This is a genomic window from Streptomyces tailanensis, from assembly GCF_008386495.1.
Taxonomy (GTDB): domain Bacteria; phylum Actinomycetota; class Actinomycetes; order Streptomycetales; family Streptomycetaceae; genus Streptomyces; species Streptomyces tailanensis.
Genome location: NZ_VTHJ01000009.1, coordinates 39,904 through 57,260, shown reverse-complemented (window position 1 = coordinate 57,260; position 17,357 = coordinate 39,904). Strand labels below are relative to the sequence as shown.

At 71.0% G+C, this 17,357-nt stretch carries 14 protein-coding genes; 9 read left to right on the top strand and 5 right to left on the bottom strand.

Features of this window, described 5'->3' with window-relative positions:
* The first annotated feature begins 59 nt into the window (after positions 1 to 59).
* The 3 genes from F3T56_RS46080 to F3T56_RS09775 are packed head-to-tail and all read left to right on the top strand — an operon-like array spanning position 60 to position 1,392.
* Positions 60 to 350, top strand: a complete 291-nt coding sequence (locus tag F3T56_RS46080; RefSeq protein WP_172638870.1) for a transposase family protein — start codon at positions 60 to 62, stop codon at positions 348 to 350.
* A gap of 50 nt (positions 351 to 400) precedes the next feature.
* Positions 401 to 646 carry a hypothetical protein gene (locus F3T56_RS09780; RefSeq protein ID WP_149824413.1) on the top strand — a complete coding sequence of 82 codons (246 nt, stop codon included), beginning with the start codon at positions 401 to 403 and terminating at the stop codon, positions 644 to 646.
* Entirely contained in the window at positions 643 to 1,392 is a 750-nt protein-coding gene (locus tag F3T56_RS09775; protein WP_149824411.1) for a thioesterase II family protein, read from the top strand. The genes F3T56_RS09780 and F3T56_RS09775 overlap by 4 nt, the downstream gene beginning before the upstream one ends.
* 20 nt (positions 1,393 to 1,412) lie before the next feature.
* Here F3T56_RS09775 and F3T56_RS09770 read toward each other — a convergent pair whose 3' ends face one another.
* Both F3T56_RS09770 and F3T56_RS09765 read right to left on the bottom strand, forming a co-directional pair.
* Positions 1,413 to 2,111 (bottom strand): response regulator, encoded by a 699-nt coding sequence (locus F3T56_RS09770; protein WP_149824410.1) that lies wholly within the window; start codon positions 2,109 to 2,111, stop codon positions 1,413 to 1,415.
* Complete coding sequence (locus F3T56_RS09765) at positions 2,108 to 3,844, bottom strand: sensor histidine kinase (RefSeq protein WP_149824566.1); 1,737 nt, start codon at positions 3,842 to 3,844, stop codon at positions 2,108 to 2,110. The genes F3T56_RS09770 and F3T56_RS09765 overlap by 4 nt, the downstream gene beginning before the upstream one ends.
* 263 nt (positions 3,845 to 4,107) lie before the next feature.
* Here F3T56_RS09765 and F3T56_RS09760 point away from each other — a divergent pair, with 263 nt between their 5' ends.
* From F3T56_RS09760 to F3T56_RS09750, 3 genes are read left to right on the top strand one after another with little or no spacing between them, the layout of a single operon-like run.
* The gene (locus F3T56_RS09760) at positions 4,108 to 5,091 is read left to right on the top strand and encodes a Bug family tripartite tricarboxylate transporter substrate binding protein (RefSeq protein WP_149824409.1); all 984 of its coding nucleotides are present in this window, start codon (positions 4,108 to 4,110) and stop codon (positions 5,089 to 5,091) included.
* Positions 5,088 to 5,627, top strand: a complete 540-nt coding sequence (locus F3T56_RS09755; protein ID WP_149824408.1) for a tripartite tricarboxylate transporter TctB family protein — start codon at positions 5,088 to 5,090, stop codon at positions 5,625 to 5,627. Before F3T56_RS09760 ends, F3T56_RS09755 begins: the two co-directional genes overlap by 4 nt.
* A 1-nt stretch (position 5,628) precedes the next feature.
* On the top strand, positions 5,629 to 7,125 hold the full coding sequence (locus F3T56_RS09750; protein WP_149824406.1) for a tripartite tricarboxylate transporter permease: 1,497 nt from the start codon (positions 5,629 to 5,631) through the stop codon (positions 7,123 to 7,125).
* A gap of 32 nt (positions 7,126 to 7,157) precedes the next feature.
* Here F3T56_RS09750 and F3T56_RS09745 read toward each other — a convergent pair whose 3' ends face one another.
* On the bottom strand, positions 7,158 to 7,682 hold the full coding sequence (locus F3T56_RS09745) for a hypothetical protein (protein ID WP_149824404.1): 525 nt from the start codon (positions 7,680 to 7,682) through the stop codon (positions 7,158 to 7,160).
* 329 nt (positions 7,683 to 8,011) lie between these two features.
* Here F3T56_RS09745 and F3T56_RS09740 point away from each other — a divergent pair, with 329 nt between their 5' ends.
* Together F3T56_RS09740 and F3T56_RS09735 are read left to right on the top strand one after the other, a co-directional pair.
* Positions 8,012 to 9,928 carry an AMP-dependent synthetase/ligase gene (locus tag F3T56_RS09740; RefSeq protein WP_149824402.1) on the top strand — a complete coding sequence of 639 codons (1,917 nt, stop codon included), beginning with the start codon at positions 8,012 to 8,014 and terminating at the stop codon, positions 9,926 to 9,928.
* Positions 9,929 to 10,096: 168 nt separating this feature from the next.
* Positions 10,097 to 11,344 (top strand): DUF4032 domain-containing protein, encoded by a 1,248-nt coding sequence (locus tag F3T56_RS09735; RefSeq protein ID WP_149824400.1) that lies wholly within the window; start codon positions 10,097 to 10,099, stop codon positions 11,342 to 11,344.
* A gap of 298 nt (positions 11,345 to 11,642) precedes the next feature.
* Here F3T56_RS09735 and F3T56_RS09730 read toward each other — a convergent pair whose 3' ends face one another.
* Complete coding sequence (locus F3T56_RS09730) at positions 11,643 to 13,217, bottom strand: MDR family MFS transporter (RefSeq protein WP_149824398.1); 1,575 nt, start codon at positions 13,215 to 13,217, stop codon at positions 11,643 to 11,645.
* 289 nt (positions 13,218 to 13,506) lie between these two features.
* Here F3T56_RS09730 and F3T56_RS09725 point away from each other — a divergent pair, with 289 nt between their 5' ends.
* Positions 13,507 to 15,312 carry an AfsR/SARP family transcriptional regulator gene (locus F3T56_RS09725; protein ID WP_149824396.1) on the top strand — a complete coding sequence of 602 codons (1,806 nt, stop codon included), beginning with the start codon at positions 13,507 to 13,509 and terminating at the stop codon, positions 15,310 to 15,312.
* A 76-nt stretch (positions 15,313 to 15,388) separates the two neighbouring features.
* Here F3T56_RS09725 and asnB read toward each other — a convergent pair whose 3' ends face one another.
* Positions 15,389 to 17,290, bottom strand: a complete 1,902-nt coding sequence (gene asnB, locus F3T56_RS09720; RefSeq protein WP_149824394.1) for an asparagine synthase (glutamine-hydrolyzing) — start codon at positions 17,288 to 17,290, stop codon at positions 15,389 to 15,391.
* Positions 17,291 to 17,357: the final 67 nt, after the last annotated feature.

Genomic DNA, 17,357 nt, shown 5'->3' with positions numbered 1-17,357 from the left:
CAACGAAGCTCCGTTGTGGAGGTGACCTTCCCAAGTCGCCGTCCCGCAACGGAGCTTCGATGTGCCGCCAGTCTGCCACCGCCTGCCTGGTCAAGTCGCCCACCCGTCAGCACTGTGCGATCGGCCCGCTGGCCGAGCGGCTGCAGGCACTGGCCGATCCGCGGTGTCGGCGCGGGAAGCGTCACCCCTTCGTGGCAGTACTGCTGATCGCCTGTTCCGCCGTGGTCACCGGTGCGACGAGTTTCGTGGCGATCAGCGAGTGGGCGGCCGACGCCCCGCAGAATGTCCTTGCCCGGCTCGGTGCCCGTACCGCGACCGCCCTGGCCGTGCGTATCCCGCCCCTTTGTTGATCACCGGCCGTGCAGAGGCGTTGCGGACTCCATGAAGCCGCGATCCCTCGATGAGCCGACGACCCGATGAACTGTGCTGTGCGCGGGGGCGGTTGACGGCGGAGCACACCCCGCGCAATGTGCCGGCCCGGCGTCTGGTCGCGGCGCTCGGCGGGGGTGAGGTGGACGACGCGGAGGTCACGGCCCTGGTGTCCCCGGACAGGCTGCGGGCGTTCCGGTCCTGGCTCCCCTACCGTACGCATCGGCCCGATCTGGATCAGGATCGGGACCAGGATCAGGAAGCGAGTTCTTCATGACCTCAGTGGTCAACAGCGCCGTGTGGATACGTCGTTACCAGCCCGCCCCCGAAGCGGCCGTCCGGTTGCTCTGTCTGCCGCACGCGGGCGGCTCGGCGAGCTACTACCACCCCATGGTGCGCGCTCTCGCACCCGCGGCCGATGTGCTGGCGGCGCAGTATCCGGGCCGCCAGGACCGGTACGCCGAGCCGCCACTGGAGAGCATCCGGGAGCTGGCCGAGCGGATCGCCGAGGCCGTCACCGGGGACGACGACCGTCCGCTCGCCCTCTTCGGGCACAGCATGGGCGCCCTCGTCGCCTACGAGGTGGCCCTGCGGCTGGAAACCGCCGGACGTGCCCCGGTCCGGCTGTTCGTCTCGGGGCGGCGCGCGCCCTCCACCACGCGGCCGAGCCAGGAGCTGCACAAGGCCGACGACACCGCGCTGCTGGAGGCGGTGCGCCGGCTCGACGGCACCGACGGCCAGGTGTTCGAGGACGAGGAGTTGGTGCGGCTGGTGCTGCCCGCGATCCGCGGCGACTACAAGGCCCTGGAGACGTACGAGCCGCGCCCCGGCGACCGTCTGACGTGTCCGGTCACCGTCCTCACCGGCGACGACGACCCGATGACCACGGTGGCCGAGGCCCGCGCGTGGACGGCCCACACCGACGGGCCCACCGAGGTGTGTGTCTTCCCCGGCGGCCACTTCTACCTCAACGAGCGGGCACAGGAGGTCGTCGACGTCGTACGGCGGCAGCTGGGGCTTTAGCCGGTGGCCCGGCGTGGGCGTCACACCCGCCAGCTGTACCGCCGCTCCGGCCGTCCGGCCACCCCGTAGCGCAGGGTCACCTCGGCGCTGCCGACGCCGTGGAAGTACTCCAGGTAGCGGCGGGCGCTGACGCGGGAGATGCCGGTGAGGGTCGCGCACTCGGTGGCGGACAGGGTGCCGTCGGCGCCGCGGAGGGTGCGTTCGATCAGCTCGGCGGTCTCGACGCTCATGCCCTTGGGCAGGGCACCGGCCGCCGGCGCCGGTACGGCACCCGCCCCGGCCAGCACCCGGTCGACGTCGGCCTGGCTGTGCACGACGGTGGTGAGCAGCCGGCCGCGCTGGGCGGCGTACCGCTGGAGCCGGGAGCGCAGGTCCTCGAACTCGAAGGGCTTCAGGAGGTAGTCGACGACGCCATGGCGGACCGCCCCGCGTACGGTGTCGGCCTCCCGGGCGGCGCTGATGACCATGACGTCGCAGTCGTGACCGGCCGTGCGCAGCCGGGGTATGACGTCGAGGCCGAAGACGTCCGGGAGGTACAGGTCCAGCAGGACCAGGTCGGGGCGGAGCTCGTCGACGGCGGCGACGGCCTGCTCACCGGTGCTGGCGACGCCGACGACCCGGAACGGCTCGATCCGCTCGACGAAGGTGCGGTGGACCCTGGCCACCATGAAGTCGTCGTCGACCACGAGCACGTCGATGGCGTCCAACCCTGAACTCATGGTCTCGCTCCTTCCGCCACCGCGTCGGTGAGGTGGCTGACGGTCATGCGGGCGGTGAACATGGCCCCGTCGGGGGTGTTGGTCACCGAGATCTCACCGCCGTGCCGTTTGCAGACGAGGCGGGTGAGGGCCAGGCCGATGCCTCGTTCGCCTTCCCGCGCGGCCTTGGTGGTGAAGCCGTGGGAGAAGACCTCGCGGGCGAGTTCGGGGGCCACGCCGGGGCCCGAGTCGCGGACCACGATCTCCACGCTGGAGGCGTCCTGGCGCAGCCCCACCTCGACCCAGGCCTCGTGGTCGCCTGGTTCGTCGGCGGCCGCGGCGGCGTCCACGGCGTTGTCGACGAGGTTGCCGACCACCGTCGCCACGTCGGCGGCGTCCTCCGGGGCGAGCCGGTCCAGGGCGGTGTCGTCGGAGATCCGCAGGGTGACCTTGCGTTCGGCGGCGAGGGAGGTCTTCGCCATGAGCAGGGCGGCGACGGCGGTGTCGCGGACGCGGCGGCTGAGGGTGACGTCGAGCGAGTGGCGGCGCCGGCTCAGTGCGCGGATGTAGCGGACGACCTCGTCCTGCTCGCCGATCTGGATGAGCCCGGAAATGGTGTGCAGCTGGTTGGCGAACTCGTGGGCCTGGGCGCGCAGCAGTTCCGAGGAGCTGCGGAAGGAGCCGATCTCGCGTTCCAGCCGGGCCAGCTCGGTGCGGTCCCGCAGCGTGGTGACCGAGCCGAGGAGACGGCCGTCCTTGGTGACGGTCATCCGGTTCATCACCAGCACCCGGCCCCTGCGGATGACGACCTCGTCGCGCTTGTCGACATCGTCACGCCTGTCGGCCTCATCACGATTGTCGACCTCGTCGCGCTTGCCGACCCCGTCATGCCTGTCAGCGTCATCGCGCCTGTCGGTCTCGGTGGCCCCGGCCAGCACGTCCCGCAGTCGTCCCTCGACGCCGAGGTCGGCCAGGCTCTTGCCGACGCAGTCCTCGGGCAGGTCGAGCAGGCGCCGCCCCACCTCGTTGACGAGGGTGAGCCGGTGGTGCGGGTCCAGGGCGATCACGCCCTCGGCGATGCCGTACAGCATGGCCTCGCGGTGTTCGGCGAGGCCCGCGATCTCGTGGGGCTCCAGGCCGAGGGTCTGGCGTTTGACGCGGCGGGCCAGCAGCCAGGAGCCGACGAGGCCGAGGCCGCTGGCGATGCCCAGGTAGGCGAGCAGGTAGGAGGAGGCCCCGCTGAGGCGCTGCCACACGGTCGGGGAGGCCTCGCCGATCATGACCGTGCCCAGGAGGCGGCCGAGGTTTTCGTCGGTCGCCCCGAGGACGGGCACCTGGGCGACGAGTTCGTTGCTGTCGTCCAGCGTCAGTGAGCCGGACCAGCCGCGGCCGGGGGTGGCGCCCTCGCCGGTCGGCAGCGGGTCGCCGATCACGGTGGGGTCGGTGGAACTGACGATGCGGCCGTCGGCGTCGGCCACCGTGACGGAGGTCACGCCGGACTGGGTCTGGGTGGAGTTCACCAGGGGTGCCAGCGCCTCGTGCGCCACGGGCCGGACGAGCCGGTCGCGTACGAGCGGGTTGGCGGCGAGCTGCTCGGCGAGGGCGGTGACACGGCGGCCCTCGACCCGGTTGAAGGTCGCGGCGGACTGGGTGAGGGAGACCGCGGCGACGGCGAGCAGCACCACCACGACGATGGCGAGCTGGAGGACCAGCATCTCGCCCGCGAGGGTATGGCGGCGGAACTCGGCGACCACGACGGACTCATCTCCCATGCTGACGCTCAATTGAGCGGCCGGCGGCTCGGACGCCGACATGTGCGGCGGGTCGCACAATCATGGCGCTCGGGTGTGGTCAGGGAAAGAGAGGTGTCGGGACAGTGCCCATAAGGTGACAAGCGCCGTGACCACAACGACCACAACCTCCGTTGCTTCCGCAAGGGCGTCAGCCCTCCCGGACGCGGGCACGATGTGTCCCAGGTCACTCCCCCACATACACAACCGACAGGTGGTGGCATTCCGTGCACCTGCGCACCCCTCTCGCCCTGCTCGGGGCCGCCGTGCTCGTGCTCGTGGGACCTCCGCTGCTGACGACCGGCAGTGGCACCGAGACGGGCACGCAGATCCCGGGGCTGCGTTTCATGGTTCCGAACACGCCCGGCGGCGGCTACGACATCACGGCCCGTACGGCGGCGAAGAACGCCGAGGACGCCGGGCTCACCCACAACATCGAGGTGTTCAACCTGCCCGGCGCCGGCGGCACCGTCGGACTGACCCGGCTGGTCGGCGAGCACGGCAACGGCAAGCTGGCCATGTCGATGGGCCTCGGTGTCGTGGGCGCCGTCCGCTCCAACCACGCGCCCAAGACCCTCGCCGACACCACGCCGATCGCCCGGCTCACCGAGGAGCAGGACGTCGTGGTGGTCGCGAAGGACTCGCCGTACAAGACGATCGACGATCTCATCGGCGCGTGGAAGGACAACCCCGGCAAGCTGCCGGTGGGCGGTGGGTCGTCGCCGGGCGGGCCGGACCATCTGGCGCCGATGCTGATGGCGCGGGCGGCCGGGATCGCGCCGAAGGACGTCAACTACATCCCCTTCGACGGCGGCGGTGAGCTGCTCGCGTCGATCCTCGGCAACAAGGTCGCGTTCGGGGTGTCCGGCGTCGGCGAGTACCTGGACCAGATCAAGGCGGGCGAGCTGCGGCTGCTCGCGGTCACCGGGCCCGAGCGGGTGGACGGCCTGGACGCGCCCACTCTCCAGGAGGCGGGCTACGACGTGAACTTCACCAACTGGCGCGGCATCGTCGCCCCGCCCGGTCTCACCGACGCCGAGCGCGACAAACTCACCCGGCTGATCGAGGAGTTGCACGACTCACCGGAGTGGCAGCAGTCGATGAAGCAGAACGGCTGGGACGACGCCTTCCTCACCGGCGAGAAGTTCGGCGACTTCCTGGACGCGGAGGACGAACGCGTGGTGTCGGTGCTGAAGGAGCTCGGACTATGACGACGCACACCACCGACACTCCCCCGGCGCCCACGGACGAGCGCCGCTCCTGGCTGCGCGACCACTCCGAACTCGGCGTCTGCGTCCTGCTGTTGGTCCTCGGCCTGCTGGTCCTGACCGACGCCCTCACCATGGACGTCGACCTCACCCAGCGCGGCCCGGTCGGTCCGAGGACCGTGCCGATCGTCGTGGGTGGCGGACTGCTGCTGATCGCCGCCCTGCTCGCCGTGGACGTGCTGCGCGGCGGGCGTGGCCAGGCGGAGGCCGGCGAGGACATCGACCTGTCCGAGCCTGCGGACTGGCGTACGGTGCTGCTGCTCGCCGGGGTGTTCCTCGGCGCGGCCGTCCTCATCGAGCCGCTGGGCTTCCCCATCGCCGGTGCGCTGCTCTTCTGGGGCGCGGCCTTCGCGCTCGGCAGCCGCCGCTTCGACCGCGACCCGCTGATCGCGGCCGTCCTGTCCCTGGTGACCTACGCCGTCTTCAACAACCTGCTCGGTGTACCACTGCCCGGCGGCCCGCTGATGGGAGTGCTGTGACATGGACGCCCTCAACTCCCTTCTGGACGGCTTCGGTACGGCCCTCACCCCGATCAACCTGCTGTGGGCGGCGATAGGCGTCCTGCTCGGCACGGCGATCGGGGTGCTGCCCGGCATCGGTCCGGCGATGGCGGTCGCCCTGCTGCTGCCGGTGACGTACGGGCTCGATCCCATCGGCGCGTTCATCATGTTCGCGGGCATCTACTACGGCGCGATGTTCGGCGGCTCCACCACCTCGATCCTCCTCAACACGCCCGGGGAGAGCGCCGCCGTGGTCGCGGCGATGGAGGGCAACCCGATGGCCAAGTCGGGGCGCGGCGCGCAGGCGCTCGCGGCCGCCGCCATCGGGCACTTCGCGGGCGGCATGGTCGGCACGCTTCTGCTGGTCGCGCTGGCGCCGACGGTGGCGGAGCTGGCGGTGGACATCGGCGCGCCGGACTACTTCGCCATCATGGTGCTGGCGTTCATCGCCGTGACGTCCGTCCTGGGCTCGTCCCGGATCCGGGGTCTCGCCTCCCTGCTCATCGGCCTGACGATCGGCCTGGTGGGCCTGGACCAGATGACCGGTCAGCAGCGCCTGACGTTCGGCTCGCTGCAACTCGCGGACGGCATCGACGTGGTGATCGTCGCGGTCGGGCTCTTCGCCATCGGCGAGGCCCTGTGGGTCGCCGCCCATCTGCGGCGCAGGCCGGCCGAGCCGATCCCGGTGGGCCTCCCGTGGCTCGGCCGGGGCGATGTGAAGCGGACGTGGAAGTCCTGGGTGCGGGGCCCGTTCATCGGCTTCCCGTTCGGCGCGATCCCGGCGGGCGGCGCCGAGATCCCCACCTTCCTGTCGTACGTCACCGAGAAACGGCTGTCGAAGCACAAGGACGAGTGGGGCAAGGGCGCGATCGAGGGGGTGGCGGGCCCGGAGTCGGCGGCGTCGGCCTCGGCGGCGGGCACCCTCGTGTCCATGCTGACGCTCGGCCTGCCCACCACGGCGGTCGCGGCGGTCATGCTGGCCGCCTTCCAGCAGTACGGCATCCAGCCGGGACCCCTGCTCTTCGAACGCGAACCCGACCTGGTGTGGGGCCTGATCGCCTCCCTCTTCGTCGGCATGGTCCTGCTGCTCGCCCTGAACCTCCCGCTGGCCCCGCTGTGGGCGAAGCTGCTGCGCATTCCGCGGCCGTATCTCTACGCGGGCATCCTCTTCTTCGCCGCGGTCGGGGCGTACGCGGTCGGCGGTGAGGTGATCGACCTGGTGATCCTGCTGATCATCGGCCTGATCGGCTTCGGCATGCGCCGCTATGGCCTGCCTGTGCTGCCCGCCGTGATCGGGGTGATCCTCGGCCCGAACGCCGAGCAACAGCTGCGGCGCGCCCTGCAGATCAGCGACGGCAGCGTCACCGGCCTGGTCAACACGCCGTTCGCGGTGACGGTGTACGCGATCATCGTGGTACTGCTGGCGTGGCCACTGCTGAAGCGGCTGTTCACCCGCGGCCGCACCGCCGACGCGTGAACCGGCGCCGTACCGGCCGGACCAGGGTGTCCTCAGCCGGCGCCCCGCTCCGCCTCCTCGTGCAGGAACGCGCTGATCTGGCCGGCGAGGCTCTCCCGGCCGGTGCCGCCGACCGGGTCGAGGAGGTCCTCGTCCACGCCGATGCCGCCCGACCACAGATACCGCTCGGCCCACTCCTCGTCGGCCCGCAGCTGGGCCTGGATGTCGAGCCGGCCGAGCTGGGACTCGGGGGCGGCCCCGTACAGGACGGCGGTGGCGCGGCGCAGGGGGTAGAGGTCAAAGCCCTCGATGAACCGGGAGTTGCGCCAGTCGAGGAAGGCGCTCTCGCCGTCGGGGCCGGTGCGGATGTCGAGCTGCCCGTCCTCCAGGTGGAGGCCGACGTGGTCGGTGCCGCGGTTCTCCACGGTCACGCGGAAGCGGAAGTATGTCATGCCCTCGGCGGCGTCGTCGCGTCCTCGCGGGGGTTCCGCGCACTCCAGGCCGTGGACGCGCACACGCAGGCCGGCCAGATCACCGTCGTACTCCTGCCAGTCCCCGATCACGTTGGGCTCGCGCACCGTCCACCTCTCCAGATCGGCGGGAGCTCTCCCGCGCTCGCGCGGACCACAGTGCCACACCCGCCGGACGTACCGGATCCGGGCCATTACCGCCGGTCAGACGTGATCAAGCCGTGTGCAGCGGTGATTCCCGCGACGGGGCTGCGGACAGGACCGCGTACGTGCCGCACATCACGTTCACGGCCCACGGTGCGAAGGCGTGGCACGTGCCAGGTGGCGGAGACTTGTCGATTCACCGCACGGCTTCCTACGCCGTACGCTACGTTCGATCACCGCCGGTTACCGCACCACCGGCGAGATCACGCGCAGGGAAGGTCCGGGGGTGGCGCATGGGCAACTTCGGCATCGCTCCACCGGTGGCACGAGTCATGGCCGGAGGCCTCGCCGACGCACTCTTCGAGACGGCGGGCCGTGATCCCGCACTGCCCCAGATCGCGCGCCGGGACGCGTCCGCCCCGGACACCTGGACCCGGGTGAGCGCGGCCGAGGCGCGGGACGAAGTGGTGGATCTCGCCAAGGGGTTGGTGGCGTCCGGGATCCGGCCGGGCAACCGGGTGGCCGTCATGGCGCGCACCCGCTACGAGTGGACGGTGCTCGGTTTCGCCCTGTGGACGGTGGGCGCCGAGATCGTGCCGATCTATCCGACGTCCTCCCGCGACCAGGTCGAGTGGATCCTGCGGGACGCGGCCTGTGTGGGCGTGGTCGTCGAGGACGAGCAGGGCGTGATGACGGTCGGCTCGGTCTGCGCCCAGCTGCCGCTGCTGCGCCACGTCTGGCAGATGGACGACGGCTCCCTCGCGCGGCTCGTGGAGGCTGGCCAGGATGTGCCGGACGCGACGGTGGACTCGCTGCGCCGCATCGTCATGCCGGACTCCACCGCGGTGATCGCGTACACGTCCGGCACGACCGGCCACCCCCGGGGCTGCGCGCTGTCCCACCGCAGTCTGGCCAGCCCGTGCGACGTGCTCCTCGCCGGCTGGCGGCACACCGCGGCGGCGCCCGGGCAGCAGCCGGCGATCCTCGCCTTCTTGCCGTTCTCGCACGTCTACGGCCTCATGATCCAGGGGATGTGCCTGCGCGGCGGGCTGCTCCTGGCGCACGAGCCGGAGCTGACCGAGGAGGCGCTGTCCGCCGCGCTGCTGTCCTTCCGGCCCACGTATCTCTTCGGCGTGCCCTACGTCTTCGAGAAGATCTACAAGAACTTCCTGCGTAAGGCCCAGCAGGCGGGCCGTGGCGCCCTGTTCGAGCGTGCGGTGCGCACCGCGCAGGACTACGCCGTCGCCGCCGAGCGGCAACGCCTGAACACGGGCTCCGGCCCCGGCATGGACCTGAAGCTCCAGCACGCCTTCTACGAGAAGACCGTGTACCGCAAGCTGCGGGCGGCGCTCGGCGGGCGGGTCCGCGGCGGCTGTTCCGGCGGCTCCCCGCTCAACCGCGAGCTCACGCTGTTCTACGCCGGCATCGGCATCTTCGTCCACGACGGGTACGGCCTCACCGAGACCTCCGGGGGCATCACCGCGCAGCCGGTGGGCCGGGAGAAGTTCGGCACCGTGGGGCGTCCGCTGCCGGGCACGGAGATCCGGGTGGCGCGGGACGGGGAGGTCCTGGTCAATGGTCCGTCGGTGTTCCAGGGCTATGTCAACGACGAGGCGGGCACCCGGGCCGCGCTCCAGGACGGCTGGCTGGCCACGGGCGACATCGGGCGGCTGGACTCCGAGGGGTATCTGTCGATCACCGGCCGCAAGAAGGAGATCATCATCACCAGCGGCGGCAAGGGCGTGGCCCCGGCGCCGCTGGAGGAGCAGCTGCGGATGCATCCGCTGATCCACCAGGCGGTGGTCGTGGGCGACAACCGGCCCTGTGTGGGCGCGCTGATCACGCTGGACCCGGAGTTCCTCGCCCACTGGCGGGGTGCGCTCGCCTCGAACCCGAACGAGTTGCTGGGCCGGGAGGCCCGGGAGGAGAACGCGCTGCGGCAGGAGGTGCTGCGGGCGATCGCCGGTGCCAACAGCACCGTGTCCCGCTCGGAGTCCATCCGGGTCTTCCGTATCCTCCCCGAGCCATTCGACCTCGCCAACGGCATGCTGACCCCGTCGATGAAGCTGCGCCGCGACACCATCGTGCAGCGCTACGCGGCCGAGATCGAGGCGATGTACGCGACAGCGCGAGCCGGCCGCCGCCCCGCGCAGGAGGATCCCTCGGTCTGGGACGACTCCGACGACGTGTTCCGCCGCGCCCGGCCCTGACCGACGTTCGCGGCGAAGCCGAGCGGGCCGGCGGCGGCGCCCGCCCGACCACAGGTCGGGCCTCTGGTTGACGAAACGGTCCCCCGGATGCGGAGATGCTCCAGGCAGCGGCGGGAAACCGCCGCCCGCCCGCACACCGCACGACCGTGAGACGAAGGCAGAGGACCCATGGCACTGCAGATCAGCGCCACCAACCCGGAACACCCCGCGCTGCTCCTCGAACTGCCGTGGCACCTGCCCCTGGAGGAGTGGCCCGAGCACCACCTCGTGCCGCTCCCCCGCGGTATCTCCCGCCACGTGGTGCGCTACGCCCGCGCCGGTGACGAGGTCGTCGCCGTCAAGGAACTCGCCGAGCGGCCCGCCCTGCGCGAGTACGAGCTGCTGCGCGACCTGGACCGGCTGGGCATCCCCGCCGTGGACGCCCTCGGCGTGGTCACCGGCCGCACCGACGAGGCCGGCGAGCCGCTGGAGTCCGTGCTGATCACCCGGCACCTGGGCGGTTCGATGCCGTACCGCTCGATGTTCGAGACGACCATGCGCCCGGCCACCATGCACCGTCTGATGGACGCGCTGGCCGTCCTGCTGGTGCGGCTGCACCTCGCCGGGTTCGCGTGGGGCGACTGCTCGCTGTCCAACACCCTGTTCCGGCGGGACGCGGGGGCGTACGCCGCGTATCTCGTGGACGCCGAGACCGGCGATCTGCACCCGCAACTGAGCATGGGGCAGCGCGATTACGACCTGGATCTGGCCCGGGTGAACATCAGCGGGGAGCTGCTGGACCTGGAGGCGTCCGGGGCGCTGCACCCCTCGGTGGACCCGATCGACTTCGGCAACGAGATCTGCGCGCGCTACCAGAAACTGTGGGAGGAGCTGACGCGCACGTCCGTGTACCCGGCCGGCAAGTACCACTACATCGAGCGCCGGATCCGCCGCCTCAACGACCTCGGCTTCGACGTCGCCGAGATGCAGATCGAGCACTCCAACAACGGCGACACGGTCACCTTCGTGCCCAAGGTCGTCGACGCGGGCCACCACCAGCGACAGCTGCTGCGGCTGACCGGCCTGGACACCGAGGAGAACCAGGCCCGGCGGCTGCTGACCGACCTGGAGAGCTGGATGGCCACCCAGGACGACTATGCCCCGGGCGACCCTCTCGGCGCCCGCCCCGAGGTGCTCGCCCACCGCTGGGTGCGGGAGGTGTTCCGCCCGACCGTACGGGCCGTACCGCTGGAGATGCGCGGCTCCATGGACCCGGCGGAGATCTACCACCAGCTCCTCGAACACCGCTGGTATCTGTCCGAGCGGGCCCAGCACGACATAGGCCTCGACATGGCGGTCAAGGACTACATCGACAACGTCCTGCCGAAGGCCCGCGCGGCGCTGCCGCCCACGGTGGACGACGTCATCCCCATGTGACACGGACCCCCTAGGCCCTGTCGTCACATTCCCGTCTGCCGCGCGACGCCATGCACGCTCCCCCACTCTCGGCTTCTCCTCCACTCTCGACTTCGCTCGAGCGGGAGGGACCCCCATGAGCGGGAGGTGCCCCCACCGCCGCACCGGGCGAAAGCCCGAGTACATCCAGTACGAGGGCTTTCGCCCGGCACGCCCAGAGCACGCACCTACGCGGACATCAGCCGCTACCGCGGCGGGCGCGCGGCCCGCCCTCCGGGCGGACGACGGGAATGTGACGACAGGGCCTAGGGGAGGGCGCTCACCCACCTGTGTCGGGCTTCGCGCCGGGGCCCCCGGGGCCACCCGGCCCCCGCGCCTCCAGTCGCGTGTCCTTCAGCAGCAGGGCCAGGACCAGGCCGATCAGCAGGACCGGTACCGCCGAGAGGAAGACCGTCGACATCGCGTTGCCGTAGACCTCCGAGACCGCCTCGGCCGTGCGGGGGGCGAGGGAGCCCGACTGGGCGGGGTCCCAGGTGCCCGAGACGATCTGGTCGGCCGTCTCCGCGGGGAGCAGGTCCGCCGCCTCTGTGGCCAGACGGGTGTTGAGGATCGAGCCGAAGACCGTGGCGCCGAAGGCCGTTCCCAGGTTGCGCGCGAGGCCCACCGTGGAGGTGCTGACCCCCATGTGCTGCCGGGGCGCGGCGCTCTGGGCGACGAGCGTGGTCACCTGGGAGGACAGCCCGACCCCGATGCCCATGACGGCGAGCAGCAGCGCGACGGCCGTGGCGCCGGTGTCCTGCGACGTCAATGACATGACGGCGGCGGCAACCGCTGCCAGCGCCGTGCTCGCCACCGGGAACCACTTGTACCGCCCGGTCTTCGCGATCACCTGCCCAGCCACGACTGTGGCCACCGCCATGCCGATCATCGCCGGCAGGAAGAGCAGCCCGGTCCGGGTGGCGCTGACACCCAGAGCGGCCTGGTAGAAAAGCGGCACGAAGTTGACACAGCCGAAGAACGCGAAGCTGACCCCGAAGGCCACGGCCACGCAGATGGTGAAGGTGCGGTCGGCGAACAGCCCCAGCGGGACGACCGGTTCGACGGCGGACCGCTCCCGCCACACCCACAGCACGGCCGTCAGCACCGCCCCGGCACCGAACGCGACGACCCCCGGGTCGCCCCATCCGCTCCGTCCGGCCCGGTCGGTGCCGAGAACCAGAGATCCGATGAGGACGCACAGCAGTGCCGTACCGGCGTAGTCGATCCGCGGCCGCCCCGCGCGGGGGGCGGTGCGGGGCAGCAGGGCGGCGAGGCCCGCGAGCGCGAGGAGCCCGAGCGGGAGATTGACGTAGAAGATCCAGCGCCAGCCCAGTTGGTCGGTCAGCACGCCGCCGACGAGCGGCCCGGCCAGGTTGGCGATCACCATGACCCCGGCGAACCACCCCTGGTACTTGGCGCGCTGCCGGGGCGGCATCAGATCGCCCAGCACGGAGAAGGCACTCACCTGGAGCCCGCCCCCGCCCAGCCCCTGGAGCGCCCGGAACGCGATGAGCTGACCCATCGAACCGGCGGCGCCACAGGCGGCGGAGCCCACGAGGAAGATCAGCACGGCGGAGAGGTAGACGGCCCGGCGTCCGAAGATGTCGCCGAGTTTCCCGTAGATGGGCATGGCCACGCTGAACGTGAGCATGTACGCCGTGAACGTCCAGCTATAGAGGTCCAGGGCCCCCAGATCACCGGTCAGACTGGGCCCCGCGGTGGCGACGATCGATTGGTCGAGCATCGACATCGCGCTGGTCAGCAGCAGGGACGCGAGGAGGAGGGGGAAGCGCGGCGGCAGTGGTTGAGCAGGGGCGGCCGCTCCGCTCGCGCGGCCCGAGCCGGGGTGCGTCATCAGGGACTCCTTGTCAGGCGCATGCTCAAAAATTGTCAGGCACATGCTCAACTTTTTGCAACTAAATGCTTTTAGCATATGAATGCCTTGTGTAGCGTACCCGGGGAGATGTGCTCGCTGTCGAGGGGTTTCTGAGACAGACCTCGAATCGCCATCGCTTGTTGAGCGCAGCTCAAGCAAGAGTCAAGGGATCGACCGCACGCTCACGTCGGGCATCAGGCCGTGTTCAGATGCGAAATAAACGGGAGGGCCAGTGCTGCAGATCGGTGTACTCGGAACGCTGCAAGTCATGCATGACGGCGTGCACATGACGCCATCCGCCCCGAAGGTACGTCAAGTCCTCGCGCTGCTGGCCCTGAGGGCCAACACCACGGTTCCCCTGCACCAACTCGTCGAGGAACTGTGGGAAGAGCGCCCACCGTGCAGCGCCGCCACCACCCTGCAGACCTACATCTACCAACTGCGCAAGCTGCCCGGACTCGGCGAGACGCAGTCCTCGGGCTCCGACGAGTCACCCCAAGCGCTGCTGACCACCCCCGGCGGCTACAAGCTCTCCATGCCTCACGGCTGCCTGGACGCACAGGAGTTCACCCAACTCGCGGCACGAGGCAGAGAGGCCATGGAGCGCGGCGCGGTGGCCGAAGCCGCCGACCTGCTCCACCGGGCCCTCGCCGTGTGGCGGGGGCCCGCTCTCAATGATCTGGCCCCCGGCCCGATCGTGGGCATCGACACCCTCCGGCTGGAGGAACAGCGCTACGAGGTGATGGAAGAGCGGATCGACGCCGATCTGCTCCTCGGCCGCCATCACCGTCTGATCAGCGAGCTCACCGGCTTGGCCGCCGACAACCCGACCCGGGAGGGACTGCACGCCAAGCTCATGCTGTCGCTGTACAGGGCGGGCCGGCGGCCAGACGCCCTGGAAGTCTTCCAGCGTATCCGCCGGGTGCTCACCCGGGAGCTTGGGCTGGAGCCCTGCGCGGAGCTCCAGCGGCTGCACCAGCAGGTGCTGGCCGGCGACCGCGGGCTTGACCTACCCGTGGAGCGGACCACTGTGATCGGCACCCACGCCGATGGCCCGCACGACGAGCCGCCGGTGACCCTGCCCCCCTACGTGCCGCTCAGAGGGCGGACGGCCGAGATCTCCCGGATCAGCCGGCTGCTCACGGAGCCGGGCGGCCCGGACCGCGCGCGCTGCGTCACCGTGACCGGGCCGCCCGGCGCGGGCACCACGGCCCTCGCCGTCGCCGTCGCCCACGGCCTGGGCGATGTCTTCCCCGACGGACGGCTGTACGTGTCCTTCGGGGACCCGGCCGCGCCACAGACCGTCGAGGACGTTCTGGCGGATCTGCTCGAGGGGATCGGATGCCGGCGCTCCGAGCTGCCCACGACCAGACCCGGGCGGGCCAGGGCTCTCCAGTGCTGGCTCGCCACCCGCCGCGTACTGCTGGTCGTCGACGACGTCGGTGCCGTCCACCAGGTCATGGACCTGGTCCCGGCCCACTCCAGGTCGGGCCTGCTGGTGGCCGGTTACCGACGCCTGTACGGCTGTCAGCTCGGGACGCCCGTGGATGTACCGCCGCTCCACCCGGACCAGTCGGGGGAACTCGTCCTCCAGGCCCTGGGGCCTGACCGTCTCCTCGGCGACGTCTCGTCCCTGCGCACGATGGTCGACCTGTGCGGTGGGCTGCCCGGTCCCGTGATGGAGGCAGCCGGTCTGCTCGGGTTGCGTCCGCACTGGTCGATACAGCAGCTCATCGACTGGATGAGCAGGGACCGTCCCACGACCGTCTCCCCTCAGCGTCCGCACCCCTTCCACCACGTCGTCCGGCGCTGGCGGGGCCTCGCGCCGCACTTGCGCGACGCGCTGGCCAAGCTGGCCGGAGCGGGTCACTGCGTGCTGACGGTGGAGAACGCGGCCCGTGCCCTGGGCCGGGACCCCGACGAGACCGAGGAACTGCTGGAGGAACTGGTGGAGTTCCTCCTGCTGGAGGTCGACCTCGTCAGCGACGCCTCCTCCCACCGCTTCTTCCGGTACCACCTGCCGTACCTCCTCCGCACGGCCCTGCGCACGGCCGCGTCCCACGCCACTGTCTGACGGTGACCGTACGTGACTCAGGGGCGCCCTGCGGGGCGCCCCTGAGTCACGTAACGAACAGCTGGGAAAGTCGAGGTCACAGCTCCAGGCAGTCCCCGTGTCCCACCAGCCACGCATTCACCTGGAGGGCCATCTCGACGTTCATGCGGTGGAGCCAGTCACGGGTCTCCGCCTCGCCCTTAGGGGAGACGACGTGGCGGGCCTTGTCCAGGTCCAACAGCGGAAGGACCGGGGACGACGGGTCGGCCAGCACCTCCGCGAACTCCTCGTGCAGCGCCTTGGTATATGTCGTGTCCTGGCTCACCGGAAACGGCGCCTTGGGCCGTTCGAGAACCCGCTCGGGCAGCAGGTCGCTCACGGCCGCCCGCAGCAGGCTCTTCTCACGGCCGTCGAACGTCTTCATCTCCCACGGGATGTTGTACGCGTACTGCACCAGCCGGTGGTCGCAGAACGGCACCCGCACCTCCAGCCCGGAGATCATGCTCAGCCGGTCGTTGCGCTCCAGGAGCCGGGGCAGCCAGTGGGTCAGGTGCAGATGGCAGATCTCACGGGCTCGCCGCTCCTCGGCGTCCTCCCCGGCCAGCCGGGGGATGCCGGCCATGGCCTCGGCGTACCGCTCCGCGTAGTACGCGCCCATGTCGAGCCGGTCCTTGAACGCGGCGGACAGCAGCCCCTGCCCCAGCCCCGCGCGGGTCCCCGGATGCCACTGCTCGAAGGCGACCCAGGGGAATTGCTCCTCGTATGCCAGGTCGGGGATGTGCACCCAGCTGTAGCCACCGAAGATCTCGTCGGCGCTCTCGCCGGTGAGCGCGACCTTGCAGTACGGCCGCACCCCTGCGAACGCCTGATACGTGGAGGTGTCCATGTCCCCGAAGGGGGCGGGCACGTCCTGGGCACGCAGAACGGCACGGCGCGCCACCGGGTCGATCAGATCGGCGGTGCTGAGCTCGATCTCCAGGTGGTCGGCGCCGACGTGCTCGGCCACGGCCCGCGCGTACGGCGCGTCGGGGGCGCTGCGCACCAGGTCGGGCTGGAAGTTGTCGCTGTAGCCGCTGTAGGTGACGGTGGCGGTGCGGACCTTGCCGCCGCCCTCGCGGGCCAGGGCGCGGGCCGCGAGGGCGGCGACAGAGCTGGAGTCGAGGCCGCCGGAGAGCAGCACGCTCAGCGGCACGTCCGCGACCAGCTCGCGGGAGACGCTGCTCTCCAGCAGCTCGCGCACGGTGCGCACGGTGTCGTCGAGGCCGTCCTCGTGCGGGCGGGCCTCCAGCCGCCAGTAGCGGCGCAGCCGTACGCCGCCGTCCGGGCCGTAGGTCAGGGTGTGGCCGGGCGGCAGGTCCCGGATGTCGCGGTAGACGCTCTCACCGGGGGCGCGGGCCATCGAGAACAGCACCCGCAGTCCGTCGAGGTCGACGACCGGGCGCACGGCGGGATGCGCCAGCAGGGTCTTGGGCTCGGAGCCGAAGACCAGGCCGTCGGCGGTTCGCGCGTAGTAGAGCGGCTTGATGCCGAACCGGTCGCGAGCCAGCAGCAGCGTGCGGCGGCGCGGGTCCCAGACCGCGAACGCGAACATGCCCTCCAGGTGCTCCACACACCGTTCGCCCCACTCCAGGTAGGCATGGAGCACCACCTCGGTGTCGCTGCGGGTGACGAAGCGGTGGCCGAGCCCGGTCAGCTCGGCGCGCAGTTCCCGGAAGTTGTAGACCTCACCGTTGTAGGAGAGGACCGCGGACGGCTCCTCCCCCGCCGCGGCCGCGCCGACGTTCGTACGTCCGTCGGGCCCGGCGGTCATGGGCTGGCGGCCACCGCTCATGTCGATGACCGCCAGTCTGGTGTGGATGAGCGTGGCCCGGCAGTCCGCCCAGACGCCCGAGTCGTCCGGACCCCGACAGGCCATCGTCCGTGCCATGCCGACCGCGGGTCCGGGCTCCTGCCCGGCCGGTCCGCCCTCGCGGCCGGCCCAGCCTGCGATGCCGCACATTGGGGATCTCCTTCCGTGGCAGGTCGGTGCCTGGGCTCCAAGATCTGCCCGAGCACTCGAATCCACG

Excerpts from the sequence above, each read along its gene's own strand:
- F3T56_RS09730 (WP_149824398.1), bottom strand. The coding sequence starts at position 13,217 with ATGACGCACCCCGGCTCGGGCCGCGCGAGCGGAGCGGCCGCCCCTGCT.
- F3T56_RS09775 (WP_149824411.1), top strand. The coding sequence starts at position 643 with ATGACCTCAGTGGTCAACAGCGCCGTGTGGATACGTCGTTACCAGCCC.
- F3T56_RS09770 (WP_149824410.1), bottom strand. The coding sequence starts at position 2,111 with ATGAGTTCAGGGTTGGACGCCATCGACGTGCTCGTGGTCGACGACGAC.
- F3T56_RS09740 (WP_149824402.1), top strand. The coding sequence starts at position 8,012 with ATGGGCAACTTCGGCATCGCTCCACCGGTGGCACGAGTCATGGCCGGA.
- F3T56_RS09735 (WP_149824400.1), top strand. The coding sequence starts at position 10,097 with ATGGCACTGCAGATCAGCGCCACCAACCCGGAACACCCCGCGCTGCTC.
- F3T56_RS09750 (WP_149824406.1), top strand. The coding sequence starts at position 5,629 with ATGGACGCCCTCAACTCCCTTCTGGACGGCTTCGGTACGGCCCTCACC.
- F3T56_RS09780 (WP_149824413.1), top strand. The coding sequence starts at position 401 with ATGAGCCGACGACCCGATGAACTGTGCTGTGCGCGGGGGCGGTTGACG.
- asnB (WP_149824394.1), bottom strand. The coding sequence starts at position 17,290 with ATGTGCGGCATCGCAGGCTGGGCCGGCCGCGAGGGCGGACCGGCCGGG.
- F3T56_RS09725 (WP_149824396.1), top strand. The coding sequence starts at position 13,507 with ATGCATGACGGCGTGCACATGACGCCATCCGCCCCGAAGGTACGTCAA.
- F3T56_RS46080 (WP_172638870.1), top strand. The coding sequence starts at position 60 with ATGTGCCGCCAGTCTGCCACCGCCTGCCTGGTCAAGTCGCCCACCCGT.
- F3T56_RS09755 (WP_149824408.1), top strand. The coding sequence starts at position 5,088 with ATGACGACGCACACCACCGACACTCCCCCGGCGCCCACGGACGAGCGC.